This window comes from Microbulbifer aggregans (assembly GCF_001750105.1).
Classification (GTDB): Bacteria; Pseudomonadota; Gammaproteobacteria; order Pseudomonadales; family Cellvibrionaceae; genus Microbulbifer; species Microbulbifer aggregans.
On sequence record NZ_CP014143.1, the window covers coordinates 1,795,458 to 1,813,206 of the forward strand.

At 59.5% G+C, this 17,749-nt stretch carries 15 protein-coding genes; 5 read left to right on the forward strand and 10 right to left on the reverse strand.

Features of this window, described 5'->3' with window-relative positions; translation table 11 throughout:
- Positions 1-105 precede the first annotated feature (105 nt).
- The 3 genes from AUP74_RS07870 to AUP74_RS07880 form a co-directional block, all read right to left on the reverse strand.
- Positions 106-2,076 carry a DUF3604 domain-containing protein gene (locus AUP74_RS07870; RefSeq protein ID WP_069947097.1) on the reverse strand — a complete coding sequence of 657 codons (1,971 nt, stop codon included), beginning with the start codon at positions 2,074-2,076 and terminating at the stop codon, positions 106-108.
- Between the two features lie 281 nt (positions 2,077-2,357).
- Positions 2,358-3,353 carry a SphA family protein gene (locus AUP74_RS07875; RefSeq protein WP_083260868.1) on the reverse strand — a complete coding sequence of 332 codons (996 nt, stop codon included), beginning with the start codon at positions 3,351-3,353 and terminating at the stop codon, positions 2,358-2,360.
- A gap of 53 nt (positions 3,354-3,406) precedes the next feature.
- Positions 3,407-5,413 carry a DUF3604 domain-containing protein gene (locus AUP74_RS07880; protein WP_083260869.1) on the reverse strand — a complete coding sequence of 669 codons (2,007 nt, stop codon included), beginning with the start codon at positions 5,411-5,413 and terminating at the stop codon, positions 3,407-3,409.
- A gap of 262 nt (positions 5,414-5,675) precedes the next feature.
- Between AUP74_RS07880 and AUP74_RS07885 the strand changes: the two genes are divergently transcribed.
- Positions 5,676-6,077, forward strand: a complete 402-nt coding sequence (locus AUP74_RS07885; RefSeq protein WP_069947098.1) for a DUF4345 family protein — start codon at positions 5,676-5,678, stop codon at positions 6,075-6,077.
- A 77-nt stretch (positions 6,078-6,154) separates the two neighbouring features.
- On the opposite strand, the gene AUP74_RS07890 is transcribed toward AUP74_RS07885, so the two are convergent.
- The 5 genes from AUP74_RS07890 to AUP74_RS07910 all read right to left on the reverse strand — a co-directional run bounded on the left by AUP74_RS07890 (position 6,155) and on the right by AUP74_RS07910 (position 11,140).
- Positions 6,155-6,961 carry a sterol desaturase family protein gene (locus AUP74_RS07890; RefSeq protein ID WP_083260870.1) on the reverse strand — a complete coding sequence of 269 codons (807 nt, stop codon included), beginning with the start codon at positions 6,959-6,961 and terminating at the stop codon, positions 6,155-6,157.
- 162 nt (positions 6,962-7,123) lie between these two features.
- Positions 7,124-8,194 (reverse strand): helix-turn-helix transcriptional regulator, encoded by a 1,071-nt coding sequence (locus AUP74_RS07895; RefSeq protein WP_069947099.1) that lies wholly within the window; start codon positions 8,192-8,194, stop codon positions 7,124-7,126.
- Positions 8,195-8,197: 3 nt separating this feature from the next.
- Entirely contained in the window at positions 8,198-8,761 is a 564-nt protein-coding gene (locus AUP74_RS07900) for a lytic transglycosylase domain-containing protein (protein ID WP_069947100.1), read from the reverse strand.
- A gap of 70 nt (positions 8,762-8,831) precedes the next feature.
- Positions 8,832-10,559, reverse strand: a complete 1,728-nt coding sequence (locus AUP74_RS07905) for a proline--tRNA ligase (protein WP_069947101.1) — start codon at positions 10,557-10,559, stop codon at positions 8,832-8,834.
- Positions 10,560-10,708: 149 nt separating this feature from the next.
- Positions 10,709-11,140 carry an HU family DNA-binding protein gene (locus AUP74_RS07910; protein ID WP_069947102.1) on the reverse strand — a complete coding sequence of 144 codons (432 nt, stop codon included), beginning with the start codon at positions 11,138-11,140 and terminating at the stop codon, positions 10,709-10,711.
- Between the two features lie 302 nt (positions 11,141-11,442).
- Here AUP74_RS07910 and AUP74_RS07915 point away from each other — a divergent pair, with 302 nt between their 5' ends.
- From AUP74_RS07915 to AUP74_RS07925, 3 genes are all read left to right on the forward strand, one after another.
- A complete protein-coding gene (locus AUP74_RS07915; RefSeq protein ID WP_069947103.1) occupies positions 11,443-11,718 on the forward strand; it encodes an FmdB family zinc ribbon protein in 276 nt (91 codons plus the stop codon).
- Between the two features lie 72 nt (positions 11,719-11,790).
- Complete coding sequence (aspS, locus tag AUP74_RS07920; RefSeq protein WP_069947104.1) at positions 11,791-13,569, forward strand: aspartate--tRNA ligase; 1,779 nt, start codon at positions 11,791-11,793, stop codon at positions 13,567-13,569.
- A gap of 73 nt (positions 13,570-13,642) precedes the next feature.
- Positions 13,643-14,386 carry a YebC/PmpR family DNA-binding transcriptional regulator gene (locus AUP74_RS07925; RefSeq protein WP_069947105.1) on the forward strand — a complete coding sequence of 248 codons (744 nt, stop codon included), beginning with the start codon at positions 13,643-13,645 and terminating at the stop codon, positions 14,384-14,386.
- A gap of 73 nt (positions 14,387-14,459) precedes the next feature.
- Here the strand turns inward: AUP74_RS07925 and AUP74_RS07930 are convergent, their stop codons facing one another.
- Positions 14,460-15,053: a 1-acyl-sn-glycerol-3-phosphate acyltransferase gene (locus AUP74_RS07930; protein WP_069947106.1), complete on the reverse strand. Its 594-nt coding sequence runs from the start codon at positions 15,051-15,053 to the stop codon at positions 14,460-14,462.
- Positions 15,054-15,162: 109 nt separating this feature from the next.
- Positions 15,163-16,830 (reverse strand): DNA repair protein RecN, encoded by a 1,668-nt coding sequence (recN, locus tag AUP74_RS07935; RefSeq protein ID WP_069947107.1) that lies wholly within the window; start codon positions 16,828-16,830, stop codon positions 15,163-15,165.
- A gap of 267 nt (positions 16,831-17,097) precedes the next feature.
- Between recN and grpE the strand changes: the two genes are divergently transcribed.
- Positions 17,098-17,745, forward strand: a complete 648-nt coding sequence (grpE, locus tag AUP74_RS07940; protein WP_069947108.1) for a nucleotide exchange factor GrpE — start codon at positions 17,098-17,100, stop codon at positions 17,743-17,745.
- The last annotated feature ends 4 nt before the right edge of the window (positions 17,746-17,749 follow it).

Sequence of the window (17,749 nt, forward strand, 5' to 3'; positions counted from 1 at the left end):
CATTAACTTTATGTGACGCCAAGAAACTTTATAAAATTGCGGTCAGCCTGAATGTGCTGGTGCGAATACCCCGGTGGTCTGCAACTCCTACGACGTTGATAGCTCTTATCTTTGCACCTGGGGCTTGAACCAGATTGGTGATGTCCAGCCTCGCTCCTGTAAGGATACCGGCAGGTCGTCGCGCGGCTCTCTGCCAAGTTTGGCAGCATCGTAGGTGGACCAGCGCGGCGTAGGGATCTCGATGACTCGTGCATAGTAAAAGGCGTGCTGCTCTGGATTGAACTCCTCATCCGTCCAGACTGCACCCAGTTGCGCAGCGCCGATCGTGTTGGTGTAGGTTGCTTTTTCGGCATCGACGGTGTTCCCCACCGGCGGTACTTTGCCATCGGGGGCGGGCTTGCGTTTACCTGAAAGTGCCACCTCGAAAATCTTCTGATGCTGCTCACCGTTTTGATCGACCCAGCCTTTAATGATCTGAATTCGATCCAGGTTGGCGCCGGCACTGTCTTTCATTGCCTGCACGATGAAGACAGGTTTGCGGTCTTTATCTGCGGGCTGAAGAGTCCCCCCCATGGGCACGCCGGCAGCATAGGCATCTTTAACCCAGTTACTGCTGTTTAATGTGTCCTGTGGATAGTTCCAGCCGCCGAAAAAGCGCAGCTTCAGTCGTGTGCCGGACGTGGCATAGGTTTCTTTGCGCTTGAGTGCCGCGTATATCGCCTCTCGCGTGTTTTCCGGCGCCCAGACCGCAGCGAGGCCACCGGAGCTGAATTCGCGCACCCGCTGGTTGTTGACCTCGTCTCCGGGAATCGGGCCGTCCAGACGGTGTTCCGGGCTGGCCTCAATCCCGAACTTACCGGTGTAATTGTCCTCCTCTATTGCCGAGGCTGAATTGTGCGTATCCGAGTCTCCGATCAGGCCGAATACGTAAGGGTTACCTCGGCCTTCGGCTGCCATCGAAAGGCCATCCAGGTATGCCTGGCGCGCATAGCTGCCTTTCTTGTTCTTCGGACGTTCCACTTTGGTAGAGGAAAGCGTGTAATCCCAAATTTCGAAACCGGCGAATTCATCGTTCGGAGATAGGCTGGGAAAAGTCTCTGAGGTCCCCTTGATCTGGGACACTTCATACAGGGGCTCGTTGGCAACGCGCGTTTTGATGTATTCCTCGGTCAGGGGCTCGCCATCGATCTGTGTCGGGAACATCAGGCCATCACTGGCATTGCCATTGTGAGGGATTGCCAGCAGGGTCGCTCCACCATCCCGGGTCTTGGCCATCCATTTCCACAGGTCTCGAGGGTCGTCCGAGTCCAGCGCCGAATACGGCAGAGTGGGGACTCCTTTCGAGGTTTGGAAAACCACGACGCGGTGCAGGTTGAGTTTGTCAGGGTTGGACGTCCACTCGAACGCCGGGAATGTCGTGAATTTTCCTGGCTCGTAGAATTTGTCGGCCGTCTCGACCATTTCCTTCCAGATGGGCTCAGTAATTTCTGGATTGGAGAGCGCGGGATCGGAGTTGCCGGGTTGCATGGAATCGAGTACCCGCGCATAGGCGTCGAATGCCACCTTGGTATCCTTGGACGTAATTTCTTTGGCAATGGGTAACTTGCTGGCTGGGCTTTCCGGGTCATACATCTTCTTGAAAACACCCAGGTACTCCGCATGGTCGGATACAGAATAAAAATCAAGGGGGCGCTTGATCTGAAGTTTGACGTCGATTGCGCCGGCGGGAATGGCTTCGCCTTTCGCCCAGCGGTAAGCGTCTGCAGGGGTTGTCGTAGAACCATTGGTGACCGCATCAAACGAATAACTGGTGTGCACATGAAAGTTGCCGAAGTACACATTGTCGGCAATGGTGTTGTGATCAGTCGCGGTCACATCTGCTGTGCTTCCCGGTGCATCACCGTCTGCTGTGGAGGATGCATCTGTCAGTGCCTTGCTCTCGTCGGGGGCAATCGCCGTTTCGGTTTCATTATCCGCAGTGGCCGGGTTTTCTGCTTGCTCTGCCGTTTTCTGTCCATCTCCGCCGCAGGCGGCCAGGAGAAGGGAGAGGGCGAGGACGCTGTATCGATTAAACATGACGAGCCTTTGCGAGTTTATTTGCACTAGGGTGTCTTGTGCGGCAGTGCCAATTAACTTTATTCAGTGCATATAGATAGCAGAAACATGCCTGTTTGACCTGTTGGGCACCGGGAAAAGCCGGTGAATATAGAGGAAGAAAAGCATTGCTCAGTTTCCTGTCGCTGAGTCAGTTTGTTTTATGTATGCCAGCAACACGATAAGGCGTATCTGGCTGATTTATCTGCAGCTGATTACTGGAGTATTGAATACAAAGCGATGGAACGATTTTCTTGGTGCAGTCAGAACTGGTAGACCAGTTTGAGCCAGAAATAATCGCCTTCAGGCGTGTTTTTGGTATCCAGCTCTGGAAGCCAACGGAATTCCACCAGTAAATTTTCTTTACCCATTGGCAGCACATAACCGAGCACAGGGCCGATGCCTGAAGAGCGTTGTCTGAATTCCTGTATAAACACCCCGGGGCCGGGATTGTCGTCATCACTGATCTGGTTTGCATAGAAGGCGTTCAGCCCCAAACTGACAAATCCTTCACCAGCGGGAAGCAGTTGCTGCAGGCTGCCGTCCAGGTGGAAGAGGGTGCCACTCTGGTAATCCGTATCGGGGTTTTCCCAGTTATAAGTCACCCCGGCAAACAGGGTCGCGTTGAAACCGGATTCCTGGTTGCTATAGGCAACGCCAAAAGTGGGATCCACCGCCCAATAATTGAGTCCGGGGTTGGCGAGTCGCCCTGTCTCGTAATCCCCGGTGGGGGCATGGACGGTCAGCAGGGCGTTGTATTGCCAGTTGCCACACTGCCAGCCGAGCATCGCCGGGATCAGGGTGGTGTCGCCTAGCCCAGAGGTGGAGTCAGTGCGGGCGAAATCACCGATGGCGGTTTCGATGCGGCCTGTCACCTCCACATCAACCCAGGACGCATACACTCCGGCGCTGTACTTGGCGCCCAGCACCGGTGTCTCGATGGTGTAGAGCCCACCGACAATCACAGCATCCAGGTCGACATCGATGCCGGCTGCGACGAGCCCGGCGATGGGGATGTCAGCGCCGGCACCGAAATCACCGCTGTAGTGGAGGTACATGGGTTCGAATACCCAGCCGGCCTGTAGTGGCGCCCGGTCGATCAGAGTGGCTGTCGTGCCGGGCACGTAATAGCCGATGCCGCCCTCTGTGCACACGGCAGTGGATGATATGGCCAGCAGACTCAGCCCCAGAATTCCTGCGCAGGGTTTTCTGTGAATTCGATACAGGGGACTCGGCGCAAAAAAGCCGTTTGCTCTCATACTTTTAAGCTCCCACCGCTGAATTCGCTGTTCAAACGTTTTCCAGCTTGTGTTCAGGGCGTGTACCAGATGGGTGAAGAGAAACCGCGCTCCTGGTGAGTGAGCGGAACGTCTTTGTCCATCTCCACGTCGAAACGCACTTTGTCGTAGAGAGTCCAGCGGGGTGTCGGTATTTCCAGCACCCGCACGTAGTAAACCGCTTTATGATCAGGGTTGAATTCCTCATCCACGAAGTAGCCCATTAATTGGGAGGCGCCGATATCGTTGGTGTACTCGGCGGTTTCCAGGTTGACGGAATTGCCAACCTCCTGGATTGCTCCCTGACCATCTTTGGTGCGATCGCCAGACCAGGTCACGTTGAAGATCTTCTCGTGGGCCTTGCCGTTGCCGTCCACCCACCCCTTGATGATCTGCACCCGGTCCAGGTTGGCGCCCTCGGGGTCCTTCATTGCTGCTACCAGGAAGGTCATCGGCTGGCCCTCCTTGGCTGCGCTCAGCCTGGCGCCCATTGGTACACCTTTTTCATAGCCAGCGGCGGCAATGTCACCCTTGGCGTCCTGTTCTGTGAAATCGTATCCACCGAAAAAGCGCAGGGTCATGCGTGGCCCGGTGGTGGCAAAGGTCTCCTTGCGCTTCATGGCATCCCAGATAGCCTCGCGGGTGTTTTCTTTAGCCCAGACGCCCATGACTCCCGAGGCCGCCTGTTCCCAGCCATAAAAGTCGCCGCTCTTGCCCTCGAGTAGCGGGTAGTTCCAGCGGGTCTTGTTGGACGGCTCCAGCGTCTTGAACTTACCGAAAAAGTTATCTTCTTCTGTGGTTGAGAGGCCGGTGTGGGTATCGGTGGCGGCGTTGGCGCCATACTCGAAGGGATTGGTGCCTAATTCGTCCTGCAGGCGCATTCCTGACTTGAGCGCCTCGCGCCAGTATTCGGTCTTGATGGCACCCTCGGGTTTCGGCACCAGGATCAGGTTGCCCCGGTCCCAGAGGTCCCAGTTGGCAAACTCGTCCTCAGGGGACAGGCTGGGGTGGGATTCACTCTGGCCTTTGATCTGGGTCACCTCGAACAGAGGCTCGTACTTGGCCCGCATTTGTGCCCACTCACTGGTCATGGGGGAGCCGTCGAACTGCTGTTCTTCAAACATGCGCCCGTTAGAGAGATTGCCATTGTGGGGGATGGCCAGTACCTGTCCGCCGGTTTTTTGCTCGTAGGCCTGCATCCACTGCCACAGTTTCATCGGGTCCTGGGTTTCGAAGGTGGTCAGCGGCAGCAGGTCACCGATGCGATCGGCGCCATCGCGGAAGATGACGTTGCGATGCAGGTTGTTCCCGCCGTCGGCATTGACTGTCCATTCGAAGGCGATAAAGGTGCTGAATTCACCGGGCTTGTAGAACTTCTCGGCTGCAGCAACGGTTTTTTCCCAGGCAGATTTCATCCATTTGGGATCCATCACCTGCTTGGGTAACCGCTCCTCCGATTGCATGGTAATCAATTCGCTCTTGGCGGCGCTGGCCTGCTCGGGGTCCCCGGAATTGAGTGCCTCACTCCACTTCTTGATTGTCGGGTCTTCCATCATTGCCGGGTTGCCGGCGATGATTTCATTGATGACGCCCATGCCATCGGAGTGGTCAGTGATCATGAACCAGTCATACGGTCGGTGCAGTTTTGCTTTTACACCGCTGTTGGAGTCCACCTCCTCGCCCAGTGCGAAGCGGTAGGCGTCCTCCGGCGTGAGTATTGCGCCATCCATCCCCGCATCGGCGGACCAGCCAGTATGCACATGGGTGTCACCGAAATAGGCGGTGGTCGGGTAGTCGCCCCTATCTGCGGTGGCTTTATTGGCATCGCCAGTGCTGCTGTCATCGGAGTCTGTGGCGGCATAGGGATTGGTTTCTTCGTCCACTTCGCTCACCGGTGCGTCGCGGGAGCCAAACTCTTCCCCGATGATTTGCCCACTGCCACTATCCGTTTGTGCTGGCTCACCCTGTCCTCGATCGCCACCGCAGGCGGTCAGCGCTGCCACGATGGTCAGTAGCGCAGAAGTGAGAATGTGCGGTTTCATGGGAGTCTCCGATAGGAATATCTTGCATCGCTGTGTGGCATGCTTGATGAGCGTAAGGAGCAACGAGCCAAGGTGTTGATCACGGTTTTAGCTGCTTGAAGCTTAGTTGGGGCGGTTCAGGCAGGGAGGGTGGTTGGCATCTGATCACCCACTTGGTACGTATTTCTCAACTTATATCAGTGCCTAAATTGAGCCGTGCTGAACTGAGAGGGGTGGCTAGGCTTTGGTGGGGCAGTCAAATCAACCAGCAGGAGGCCGGGTAATGAAAAATAGCGGGACCATTTATCTGATTCTGAATGCGCTGATCTTCGCCATTATTGGTGTGTCAGCCTTTGCGAATCCGCTCGCATTCACCAAGACAATCGATTTCGCGCTGACCGCACCGGCAGCGATGCCGGAGTTTTTAGCCACCTTTGGCGGGTTGATGGTGATGATCGGTGTGGCAATTGGTCTGGCGGTGGTCTTCCGCCGGCACCGCAAAATCGCTTTCCTGCTGATTGTCATGGCCTATGCGGGTTTCGGCAGTGGGCGCCTGATCGGCATGCTGGCGCACAGTGGGTTTGACTGGCGCAATGGGCTTTTCTTCGCCACCGAGATCCTGCTGATCCTCTGGGGCACGGCTTGTTATCTGCAGGAGCGGAAACAGGGCCACTCAGCGGCGTGAAGGAATAAAAAAGCGCGGCACCGCAATGCGGGCCGCGCGAAGCTTGCGGTTTGTTGCCGATCAGCCGCAAATTTGTATCAGGTCGCTACCTTGGCGCCGGCGCCACTTTCATCGTCAGTCTCATTGCCACCGGCGGCGCGGCGGAACGCCTCTTTGTAGTTCTTGAATTCGGTCCCCATCAACCGGTCCCAGAAGGTGAAGTAGAAGCCGTAATTACCCTGGAATTTCTGGTGGTGCAGGTCGTGGTGGGTGGTGGTGGTCAGTAGATCCAATGGCCCATCCACCCAGCCGCGGGGGTGGAATTCACAGCCGGCGTGGAGCATGGCGTTACGGAAGATCATCACGAAAATAAAGGACAGCCACACCAGGACATGCAGAGGCAGCAGGATAGTGATCAGGGGCGAGAAAATGGCCATCAGCGCAGCCTCGCCCACGGAGAAGCTGTAAGCGGCCCAGGGAGTCGGGGTGCGCGACAGGTGGTGTAGCCGGTGGAAGTGTCGGAACAGCTTCGGATGGTGCATGGTACGGTGGGTCCAGTAGAAGTAGGCATCGTGGACCAGGATCACCACCGGCAGGCTGACGATATTCCACCACAAGGGGTATTCCCCCCAATCCCGATACAGTTGTAACCAGCCCCAGTCATACAGTACGCCGGTAATCAGGCCGATGGTGGCGAAGACACCCATGGTCAGCATCGAGAAGCTGACCTCGCGGCGAATATCTTTCCAGCCGGCACGGCGCTTCTGAATACGCCGGCGGTCCATCCAGCGCCTGAACACGACACCAACCAGCAGGCTGACAGTGGTGGTGGCGAGCAGGTAGCGGAACAGGTCGCGCTGAAAGTGCCGCGCCCAGTCCTGGCCCATCTCCAGTAGGAATTCCATGGCTGACCCCTCACTCGGGCTTTCGTTCTTCTTGTTCGCATGGCTCCGGTGAGCCGTGCCGGTATGCGCTGTCTCAGTGACAGATAAGCAGTGTGATGGAAAGCCGGCAGGGACGCTTGCGGAATCCGCAATAACAGCTGACGGATTCCGAAATTGGGCGGATCAGGCGGGCAGTTGCTCGCGCCGGTACTCGGTGGGGGTGCGCTTGTGGCGGCGCTTGAAGGCGGCGTTGAAGGGACTCAGTGAGCGATAGCCGATATCGAGGGCGATGGTCAGGACCGGCAGGTGTGCCTGTTGCGGGTCAGCGAGGCGGGCGCTGGCCTCATCGATCCGGAATTCGTTCAGGTATTCATTGAAGTTGCGATAGCCAAGGTGGCGGTTGATCAGGCTGCGCAGCACATGCTCGCGGGCGTCCAGCTGCTCCGCCAGCTCGCGGATCGTCAGCCCGGTATGGCGGTAGCCCCCATCCCGCATATGAGCCTGCAACTGCTCCAGTAGCTGGTGCTGGGCTGCGTCGAGTGGAGGTGATGGCCGCTCCGGAGGTTCCGGTACTTCGGCTGGATTTTCCTCTGGCGCAGGTGGCAGTGATTCCCCCAGCGCTTCGGGCGAGAGGGCTAGCAGCCACAGGCAGGCGGCGAAGGACAGCAGGGTGGCCAACAGGGCGTGCAGGGTGGGGATTCCAGCGGGGATTGGCCAATAGCTAAAGAGAAATTCCGCACTGACGACCACCAGCATGTAGCCGCCGACGGCGATCAGCAGTACCGCGCGCAGGCGCCGGCGTGCCTCCACCAGGTCGGACTGGAAGCGGCGGAACAGTTCGACCATGCCCGCTGCGATGAGCCCCAGCTTGAGTGGTTGTGCCAGCACGTAGAGCGCCTCGTGCAGTGCCGGCGTGGTGGCAAACTCCAGGTGGTTGGCTGCGGCGGGAACGATGACCGACAGAGCGATAGGTATCCAACCCCAGCGAGGGAAGGTTTCCCCTTCACTACAGAGCTGGTGGGCGAAGAGCCAGAAGGCGGCCGGCACCAGGATAGTGGGCAGGTCGAATAGCAGCCTGGCCAGCGGGTGTTCCAACGACAGCAGGGGCCACAATAGGTAGCAGAGCACGCCGGTCAGCATCAGGATCAGCCAGCGCCCGGCAGGTTGGTGGCGGTAGCTGATCAGCAGGCGGGCGTTAGCCAGCAGCAGCAAGCCACAGGCAGTGCCGGTAAAGAACACATAGCTGCTATGCACCGATTACCTCCACCGGTCCGCCCAGGCGTCCAGCACCTTGCTACTGTAGGTATGGCGGCCGTAACTGCCGTTGTAGTAGGCCAGGGCGTTAGCCAGGTTGCCCTTGGCCTTGCCGATATAGTGCTTGAGGATGGTGCAGCCGTAGCGCAGGTTGGTGTCCATGTCGATCAGGTTGTCGTCCGGGCTGCCGATTTCGTTTTTCCAGAAGGGCATTACCTGCATCATGCCCTGGGCGCCTACGCGGCTGACGGCATAGGGATCGAAGGCGCTCTCGATCTGAATGACGGCAAGGACGATTTCCGGCTGCAGTCCCGCCAGTGTGGCCTCCCGGTGCACAGCCTTGAGCACGCGCATGCGCTCGTCAGGATCTTTGATGTAGCGGGCCAGGGGTTGCGATTTGGCCATCAGCCAGACTTCCGCATCGAAGCGGTCGGTAAAACTGTGGGCCTGGTGGATTGCCGCGCGCAGGGCGCGGCGCTGCTCCGGATCAATCTGTGGGATCTGCATCTGCGCCTGTGCAGGGGCCCAGGCGAGCGCGAGCAGCAGGGTTAGGCAGATTCTTATCATTGTCTTAACGGTCTATGGCAAAGCGGGCTTCGGGTTATCTTACCCCATCGCCCGCACAGCGCCACCGGGCTCAGCCGGCGAGTTTCTCCAGCAGGATCTCCAGCAGCTGGGATTCAGCGAAATCCTGGCTCTCTGCATCGCGGCGGCCTTTGTATTCCACCACGCCGCGCTCGAGGCCGCGGTCACCCACGACAATACGGTGGGGAATGCCCATCAGCTCTACATCTGCCAGCATGGCGCCCAGCCGTGCCTTGGGCTCATCCATCAGCAGCACGTCGACACCTTCGGCCCGCAGGGCTTCATAGAGATGCTCGCACTTTTCCCGCACCAGGTCACTCTTGTGCATATTGATCGGCACAATGGCGAGCTGGAACGGGGCGATGGCCTCGGGCCAGATGATGCCGGAGTCGTCGTGGTTCTGTTCGATGGCCGCGGCGACGATGCGGGATACCCCGATACCGTAACAACCCATGGCCATAACCTGTTCCTTGCCATTCTCATCCAGCACGGTGGCATTCATGGCGCGGCTGTACTTGTCGCCCAGCTGGAAGATATGGCCAACTTCGATACCGCGCTTGATTTCCAGGGTGCCCTGGCCATCGGGGCTCGGATCACCAGCGACGACGTTGCGGAGATCGGCCACGCGGCCGGGCTCGGCATCCCGGCTCCAGTTCACGCCGGTCAGGTGATAGTCGTCCTTGTTGGCGCCGCAGATAAAGTCCGCCAAGTGCGCTGCCGCGCGATCGACGATGGTCTCGATCTTGAGGCCGACGGGGCCCAGGGAGCCGATACCACAGCCCAGTTCTTCGGCAATACGTGCTTCGGGGGCGAACTCCAGCGGGCTGGCGATACCCTCGAGTTTTTCCGCCTTCAGTTCGTTCAGCTCGTGATCGCCACGCAGCACCAGGGCTACCAGCGGAGCCTTTTCTTCCTCCTCGGCTTCGCCGAGCACGATCAGGGTCTTCACCGAGTGGGCCGGATCCGATTGCAGGAAAGCACTGACGTCGGCGATGGTTTTCTGTCCGGGCGTGTGCACTTCCTGCATTTCTTTGGACGGAGCAGGGCGCTCGCCAGCGGGGGCGACAGCTTCGGCCAGCTCAACGTTGGCGGCGTAGCGGCTCTCAGAGGAAAACGCGATATCGTCCTCACCGCTCTGTGCCAGCACATGGAATTCGTGAGAGCTGGAACCGCCGATGGAGCCGGTATCGGCCAGCACGGGGCGGTAGTCCAGGCCGATGCGATTGAAGATGCGGCAGTAGGCATCGTGCATCACGTCGTAGGTTTCCTGCAGCGAGTCTGCGTCCACATGGAAGGAATAGGCATCCTTCATGGTGAACTCCCGCGCACGCATCACGCCGAAGCGGGGGCGTATCTCATCGCGGAACTTGGTCTGCACCTGGTAGAAGTTGGCCGGCAACTGCTTGTAGCTGTTGATCTCATTGCGGATCAGGTCGGTAATCACTTCTTCATGGGTCGGGCCCAGGCAGAAAGGGTTCTGATGGCGATCTTCGATGCGCAGCAACTCGGGGCCGTACTGCTGCCAGCGGCCGGACTCTTCCCACAGCTCGGCGGGCTGCACCACCGGCATCAGCACCTCAAGGGCTCCGGCCCGGTCCATTTCCTCGCGCACGATACGCTCCACCTTGCGCAGTACACGCAGGCCGGTCGGCAGCCAGGTGTAAAGGCCGGAGGCGAGGCGTCGGATCATACCGGCCCGCAGCATCAACTGGTGGCTGATGACCACTGCGTCGTTGGGCGTTTCTTTCTGGGTGGCGATCAGGTAGCGGGATGCGCGCATAGGGATATTCGGTTTGTCTTGCTGATAGGGCCGCACATTTTACGCCGGGGCGGCCGCAGGATGGTAGGGGCCCGGAGGCTCGAAAGTGCGGGGCCAGAAACAGAAAACCCCGCCGGGGCGGGGTTTTCTAGTGTCGGAGACTGCCGGAATCAGTTCTCGGCCATTTCCTTCAGCTTCTTCAGCGGGCGAACCTTGACCTGGATGCTGGCCGGCTTCGCCTTGAATACAGTCTCTTCGCCGGTGAACGGGTTGATACCCTTGCGGGCCTTCTTGGCCGGCTTCTTCACCGTGGTGATCTTCATCAGGCCGGGCAGGGCGAACTCGCCAACCGCGCGCTTCTTGATGTGGCCCTCGATCACATCGGACAGTTCGTCGAGGACAGACTGGACCTGCTTGCGGCTCAGCTCGGTGTTCTCGGCGATCTGGTTCAGGATCTGGGTCTTGGTGTACTTCTCTTTGATCGCGGTGACCTTTTGAGGCTTGGCCGCGGCCTTGGCTGCGGTCTTCTTGGCGGGAGCCTTCTTAGCTGCCGTCTTCTTGGCGGGGGCTTTCTTAGCTGCTGCTTTCTTGCGTGCGGCCATGGTAGCTTCCTTCTCTATTGGTTGTGTCTATCCGGTGAAAATGTGTTCTGTACCCCACCGGTATAGCCCTGGTTGAGCATAAAACCGCGTGGGTATGGGCTGAGTATATCCAGTTTTTTTTCTCCCGCACGAGAAAAACCGGGAAAAATAGTGCTTTTTTTCACGATATGACAGCGCAGGCGGAATCTTCGTGCTCTTTTTTGCCGATCTGGCAATGACTCCTCCGCAGCGCCCGGGCCAGCTTCTTCCTGTCAGAGCGCTCATGTATAATCTGCGCCCCTCAAAGCACCAGGTACCGATCCATGCCGATCTATGAATACCAGTGCAGGGCCTGCGGTCATCAACTGGAGGCTCTGCAGCGCATCAGCGACGCACCGCTGACCGATTGTCCGGCCTGTCAGAAGGCCGACCTGCAGAAAAAGATCTCGGCCGCTGGTTTCCGCCTCAAGGGCGGTGGCTGGTACGAGACCGATTTCAAAACCGGTAGCAAGAAAAACCTGGCCGGTGATTCGGCCAAGCCCCAGTCAGCCAAGTCCGGCACGGACAAGTCGGGCGGGGGCTCCGCCGCAGCGGGCTGAGACCCGGCGGCACCAAAACCGGGCCGGCGCTCACCGGCCCCGACAACTCACGAGACAACGGGAATGTTATCCATGCGCAGCGACTACTGTGGCGCCCTTCGATCTGCGGACATCGGCCGCGAAGTTACCCTGTGTGGCTGGGTGGACCGCCGCCGCGACCACGGCGGAGTCATCTTCATCGACTTGCGCGACCGCGACGGTATCGTGCAGGTGGTCTTTGACCCCGACGCCGCCGAGCATTTCGAACAGGCCGACCGCGTGCGTACGGAGTATGTATTGCAGGTCAAAGGCCGGGTGCGTCCCCGTTCAGAAGCCACCGTCAACCCGAACATGGATACCGGTGAAGTAGAGGTCTACGGCAATGAGCTTGAGATTCTCAACGTTGCCGAGACACCGCCTTTCCAGCTGGACGAGCACACCAACGTCGGTGAGGACGTACGTCTCAAGTACCGCTACCTGGACCTGCGCCGCGATGAAATGCAGCGCAACCTGCGTTTCCGTTCCAAGCTGACCACGGCAATCCGCAATTATCTGGATGGGATGGGTTTCCTGGATATCGAAACCCCGATCCTGACCCGCGCCACTCCCGAAGGTGCCCGCGATTATCTGGTCCCGAGCCGCACCCACGACGGCAAGTTTTTTGCTCTGCCGCAGTCGCCTCAGCTGTTCAAGCAGTTGCTGATGGTGTCCGGCTTCGATCGCTACTACCAGATTGCCAAGTGTTTCCGTGACGAGGACCTGCGGGCGGACCGCCAGCCGGAATTCACCCAGATCGATATTGAGACCTCGTTCCTCGACGAAGAGGACATCATGGCTATCACCGAGGGCATGGTGCGCAGCCTGTTCCAGGAGCTGCTGGGCGTGGATCTGGGAGAGTTCCCGCGCATGTCCCACTACCAGGCGATGCTGCGTTACGGTTCCGACAAGCCGGACCTGCGCATCCCGCTGGAGCTGGTAGAGATCAAGGATCTGATGACCGAGGTGGACTTCAAGGTGTTCTCCGGTCCGGCCAACGATCCGAAAGGGCGTGTGGCGGCCATCAAAGTGACCGGCGGTAATGACAAACTCACCCGCAAGCAGATCGACGATTACGGCAAGTTTGTCGGCATCTATGGGGCCAAGGGCCTGGCGTATATCAAGGTCAACGACCGCGACGACCTGGAAAACGGCCTGCAATCGCCGATCGTAAAATTTCTGCCCGTCGAAGTGCGTGCGGCCATTCTCGAGCGCCTCGAGGCGCAGACCGGCGACCTGATCTTCTTCGGAGCGGATTCCCACAAAGTGGTCTCCGAGTCCCTGGGCGCACTGCGCTGCAAGCTGGGCGAGGATCTGAACCTCTACACCAGTGAGTGGGCACCGCTGTGGGTCGTGGCCTTCCCGATGTTCGAGGAAGACGATGACGGCAGCCTGACCGCATTGCACCACCCGTTTACCGCACCTTCCTGCAGCCCCGAAGAGCTCGAAGAGAACCCCCTCGGCGCCTTGTCGCGTGCCTACGACATGGTGCTGAACGGCACCGAGTTGGGCGGTGGTTCCGTGCGTATCCACGATCAGGCGATGCAGCAGGCAGTGTTCCGTATTCTCGGTATCGAAGCCGAGGAGCAGCGGGAAAAGTTCGGCTTCCTGCTGGACGCACTCAAGTATGGTGCGCCGCCCCACGGTGGCCTGGCATTCGGCCTCGATCGCCTGGTAATGCTGATGACCGGCAGCGACTCTATTCGCGACGTGATCGCATTCCCGAAAACCCAGAGCGCCGCGTGTGTGATGACCGATGCCCCGGGCACTGTCGATTCTCGCCAGCTGCGCGAGCTCAATATTCGCCTGCGTCTCAAAGAAGAGCAGGTCAGCTAAACGTCTGTGCGCCGTCACTTCTGTGCCGGCGCCAGTGACTCAAGCCATAACTGATTCAACCCGGAGAGTTCTGATGGCCGGACACAGTAAATGGGCCAACATCAAGCATCGCAAGGCGGCCCAGGATGCCAAGCGCGGCAAGGTATTCACGAAGATCATTCGCGAGCTGACCGTGGCCGCAAAGGGTGGCGCTAACCCGGACGACAACCCGACGCTGCGCGCCACTATCGATAAGGCGCTCGCCGCGAACATGAAGAAGGACACCATTGAGAAAGCGATTGCTCGTGGTGCCGGCAATGCCGACGGCGATAACTACGAGGCGGTGACCTACGAAGGCTATGGCGTTGGAGGTGTTGCGGTCCTGGTAGAGTGCCTGACTGATAATCGCAACCGCACTGTGGCCGAGGTTCGCCATGCGTTCACCAAGCGTGGCGGCAACCTGGGTACTGACGGCTCGGTGGCTTACCTCTTCTCACGTAAGGGCCAGATGTACTATGAGCCCGGCGCGGACGAGGATGCACTGATGGAAGCTGCCCTCGAGGCCGGTGCCGAGGATATCGAGACCAATGACGACGGCAGCATCGAAGTCACTACCGAGTTCCAGGAATATATGTCGGTCAAGGATGCGCTGACCGAGGCGGGCTTCAAGCCGGACAATGCCGAGATCGCCATGATTCCCTCCACCACGGTTCCCATGGATAAGGATGGAGCGGAAAAGGTTATGGCTCTGGTGGATATGCTAGAGGATCTTGATGACGTGCAGAACGTCTACACCAACGCCGATATTCCGGATGAGGTCATGGCCGAGCTGGGCTGATCTCTCTCGCGATTGCGCATAAAAAAGACGGGCCCAGGCCCGTCTTTTTTTATGCTCGTTTTTTTCCGGCTGATCAGATCGGCGGTGTATATAGTTCCGGGAACTTGCCGATCTTGTCCGCATAAAAGTCGCGGAAGCGCTTCAGTTCGGCTTCCAGGTTCTCCCCCATGCGAAAAGCGGGGCCCAGCCCCAGTTCTTTCTTGGGAAAATTGATGAAGCCGCATACCACCGGTACGGCCGCGCCCCGGGCAATGTGGTAGAAACCGGTCTTCCAGCGCTCGGCCTTGCCGCGGGTGCCTTCCGGAGGCACCGCGACGATAAGCTCTTCGCTCCGATTGAACGCGTTGACGGTTCCCTCGACAAGGTTGTTGGCCTTGCTGCGGTCCACGGCGATGCCGCCAAACCAGCGCATCATGCCGCCGAGAGGAAACTTGAACAGGTTGTCCTTACCCATCCATTGGGGCACCAGCTTTAACTTCAGGGCGGCGAGGATGAAGTAATAGCCGTCCCAGTTGGTGGTGTGCGGTGCGCCCAGCAGGACATATTTCTTCGCGTCCTGAGCGCTCTGGTCATAGATTACCCGCCAGCCATGCAGCTTGAGCAGCAGGCTTGCTACCTGGCGAAGGAGGGGGGTGATCAGTGGTGTGTTGAAAATCGTCCGTTGCATAGGTCCGGCCCCAGTAAATGCAGGCGGCGCAGTATAGAGTGACTTTCTGCGCCATACCCAGTCATTTTAGGCCGTTTCGCTGGCTTTGTGTGGCCAGTATTTTGAGCCCTCAGGCCCGCTCCAGCATCTCCCCGGCGTGAGCGAGTGACTGCTCGGTGGGTTCACCACCCAGCATCCGTGCAATTTCTTCGCGGCGCTGCGTGTCTTTCAGCTCCCGCAGTGACACGAAGGCGCTGTCGCCATCCGCGTGTTTTTCCACCAGATACTGGCGGTGCGCCCGTGCTGCCACCTGGGCCAGGTGGGTAACGCAGATGACCTGTCCGGCGCGCCCTTCCCGAGTCTCGCCCAGTTGCCGCAGCAGCCGGCCGACGACATCACCGGTAGCACCGCCGATGCCTACATCCACCTCATCAAACACCAGGGTCGGCGTGCGGGAGGTCTGTGCGGTGACCACCTGAATGGCCAGGCTGACTCGTGAGAGTTCACCACCGGAGGCAATCTTGCCCAGTGGCCGCGGCGGTTGACCGGGATTGGTGGCAATCAGGATTTCCACTTCTTCGAGTCCACTTGCGGCAGGTTTCTCCAGCGGTTGCAGTGCCAACTCGATTCGGGCGTGTGGCATGGCCAGTGCCGCCAGCTGCTGGTTCACTGCGCTCGCAAGGCGCAGGGCCGCCTCTGCGCGCAGCTGGCCGAGCCGTGTTGCGACCTCCCGATAGCTGGCCTCCAGGGCTTCGCATTCCTGAGCCATCTTATCGAGCGCGTCCGGTGCGCCGATCTCGTCCAGTTCGGCCTGAAGTTGGGCCTGTAGCCCCGGCAGCTGGTCCGGCTGCACGCGATGCTTGCGGGCGGTCTGGTAGATGGCGCTGAGGCGCTCTTCCACTTCGGCGAGACGTTCCGGATCCATTTCGAAGCCGTCGATATGGCGGGACAGGGTGCTGGCGGCTTCATCCACCTGGATGCGGGCGCTGTCGAGCATCTGCGCCACTTCGGTCAGTGCCGGGGACTGCTCCGGCATGGCAGTGAGCAGTTGCAGGGCGCGGTGCAGGTGTTCGGCGATATCGCCCTCGCCGCCGGATAGCATGGCGGCCAGCTGGTAGCTGCCGCTCAGGATCTCGCCGGCATTGGCCAGCTGGCGCTGTTCGCTCTCGAGAGACTCGATTTCATCCGGCTGCAGGTCGAGCTGCTCCAGTTCCTCGAGCTGGTATTGGAGCAGTTCGCGGCGGGCCTCGGTCTCCTCGGCGCTTTCCGCCAGCGCCCGGTAGCGGCGGTACCGGTCCTGCCAGGTCTTGAAGTGGATGCGGGTTTCCGCGGCCAGTGCCTGGGCTTCGGCGTATTCATCGAGCAGGCGCCGATGGGTGTCTTTTTTCAGCAGCGACTGATGTTCGTGCTGGCTGTGGATATCGATCAGCTGCTCGCCCAGGGCCCGCAGCTGCAGCAGCGTGACTGGCTGGCCGTTGATGTAGGCGCGGGAACGGCCGTCGGCACTAATGGTCCGGCGCAGGATCACTTCGCGGCCGGCGTCCATCTCCTGCTCTTCCAGCCAGGCGGTCGCTTCCGGGTGGTCTGCAATATCAAAGGTGGCGTGGATGTCGGCGCGGTTGGCGCCGGCCCGGACCAGCTCGGCGCTACCGCGGTCGCCGAGGGCCAGGCCCAGGGCGTCGAGCGTGATGGACTTGCCGGCGCCGGTCTCGCCGGTCAGGGCGCTGGTGCCCGGTCCGAATTCCAGCTCCAGCTGGTCCACCAGGGTGAACTGACTGATCGACAGGTGCAGCAACATAGGAATCGCTTCTGTGGCCGTTCTTATTGGGTCGCCGGGTGCATCCGGCACTGCGTGAATCAGTGGTTATTTATACAGTAATGGTTGCCTGTTCGCCAGAGGGGCTGTGGGACATTACCCTCTCGTGAAAATCCACTTGAAGAATAGGGCTTAGGCCCCATATAGCCCTGCACTTGCCGAAATTTGCTGTGGGACAGGTGTCCGGCGGCGAAGACCGGACCGAATACCACGCGATTTATTTGACACCCGACGCGACGGAGTAGAGCAGTGGCCAGAGAGCGCAGCGAAGAAGAACAGAATATGGAGAGTGGGGCCGAGCACCACGAAGCCCTGAGCGACCAGCATATCGAGCCCGAAGAGCAAGGGCCCGAGGTGGAGTTGGAAGTCCCCTCCTCCGAGGAGCAGCACGAGGCCGAGGAGGCCCTGCACGAGGAAGCCCACAGTGCCGAGGCCCTGAAAGCACAGGTCATCAGCCTGCAAGAGCAGATCGATATCCAGAGGGATTCGGTGCTGCGCGCCCAGGCCGAGGCCCAGAACGCCCGTCGCCGGGCGGAGCAGGATATCGACCGCGCACGCAAGTACTCCACCGAGAAGCTGCTGCAGGACCTGCTGCCGGTAGTGGACAACCTGGAGCGTGCACTGTCCAGCATCGACAGGGGTGACGAGGCCAACAAGGCGGTGATCGAGGGTATCGAGCTCACCCGCAAGTCCTTCCTGGATACCCTGGCCAAGAACGGTGTCGAGGAGGTGGATCCGAGCGGCGAGCCCTTCGATCCGGAGTTGCACCAGGCCATGACCCAGGTACCGAACGGCGATGTGGAGCCCAACACCGTGCTGGAAGTGTTCCAGAAAGGCTACCGCCTGCACGGCCGTCTGGTGCGCCCGGCGATGGTCGTTGTCAGCAAAGCCCCATAAGGGA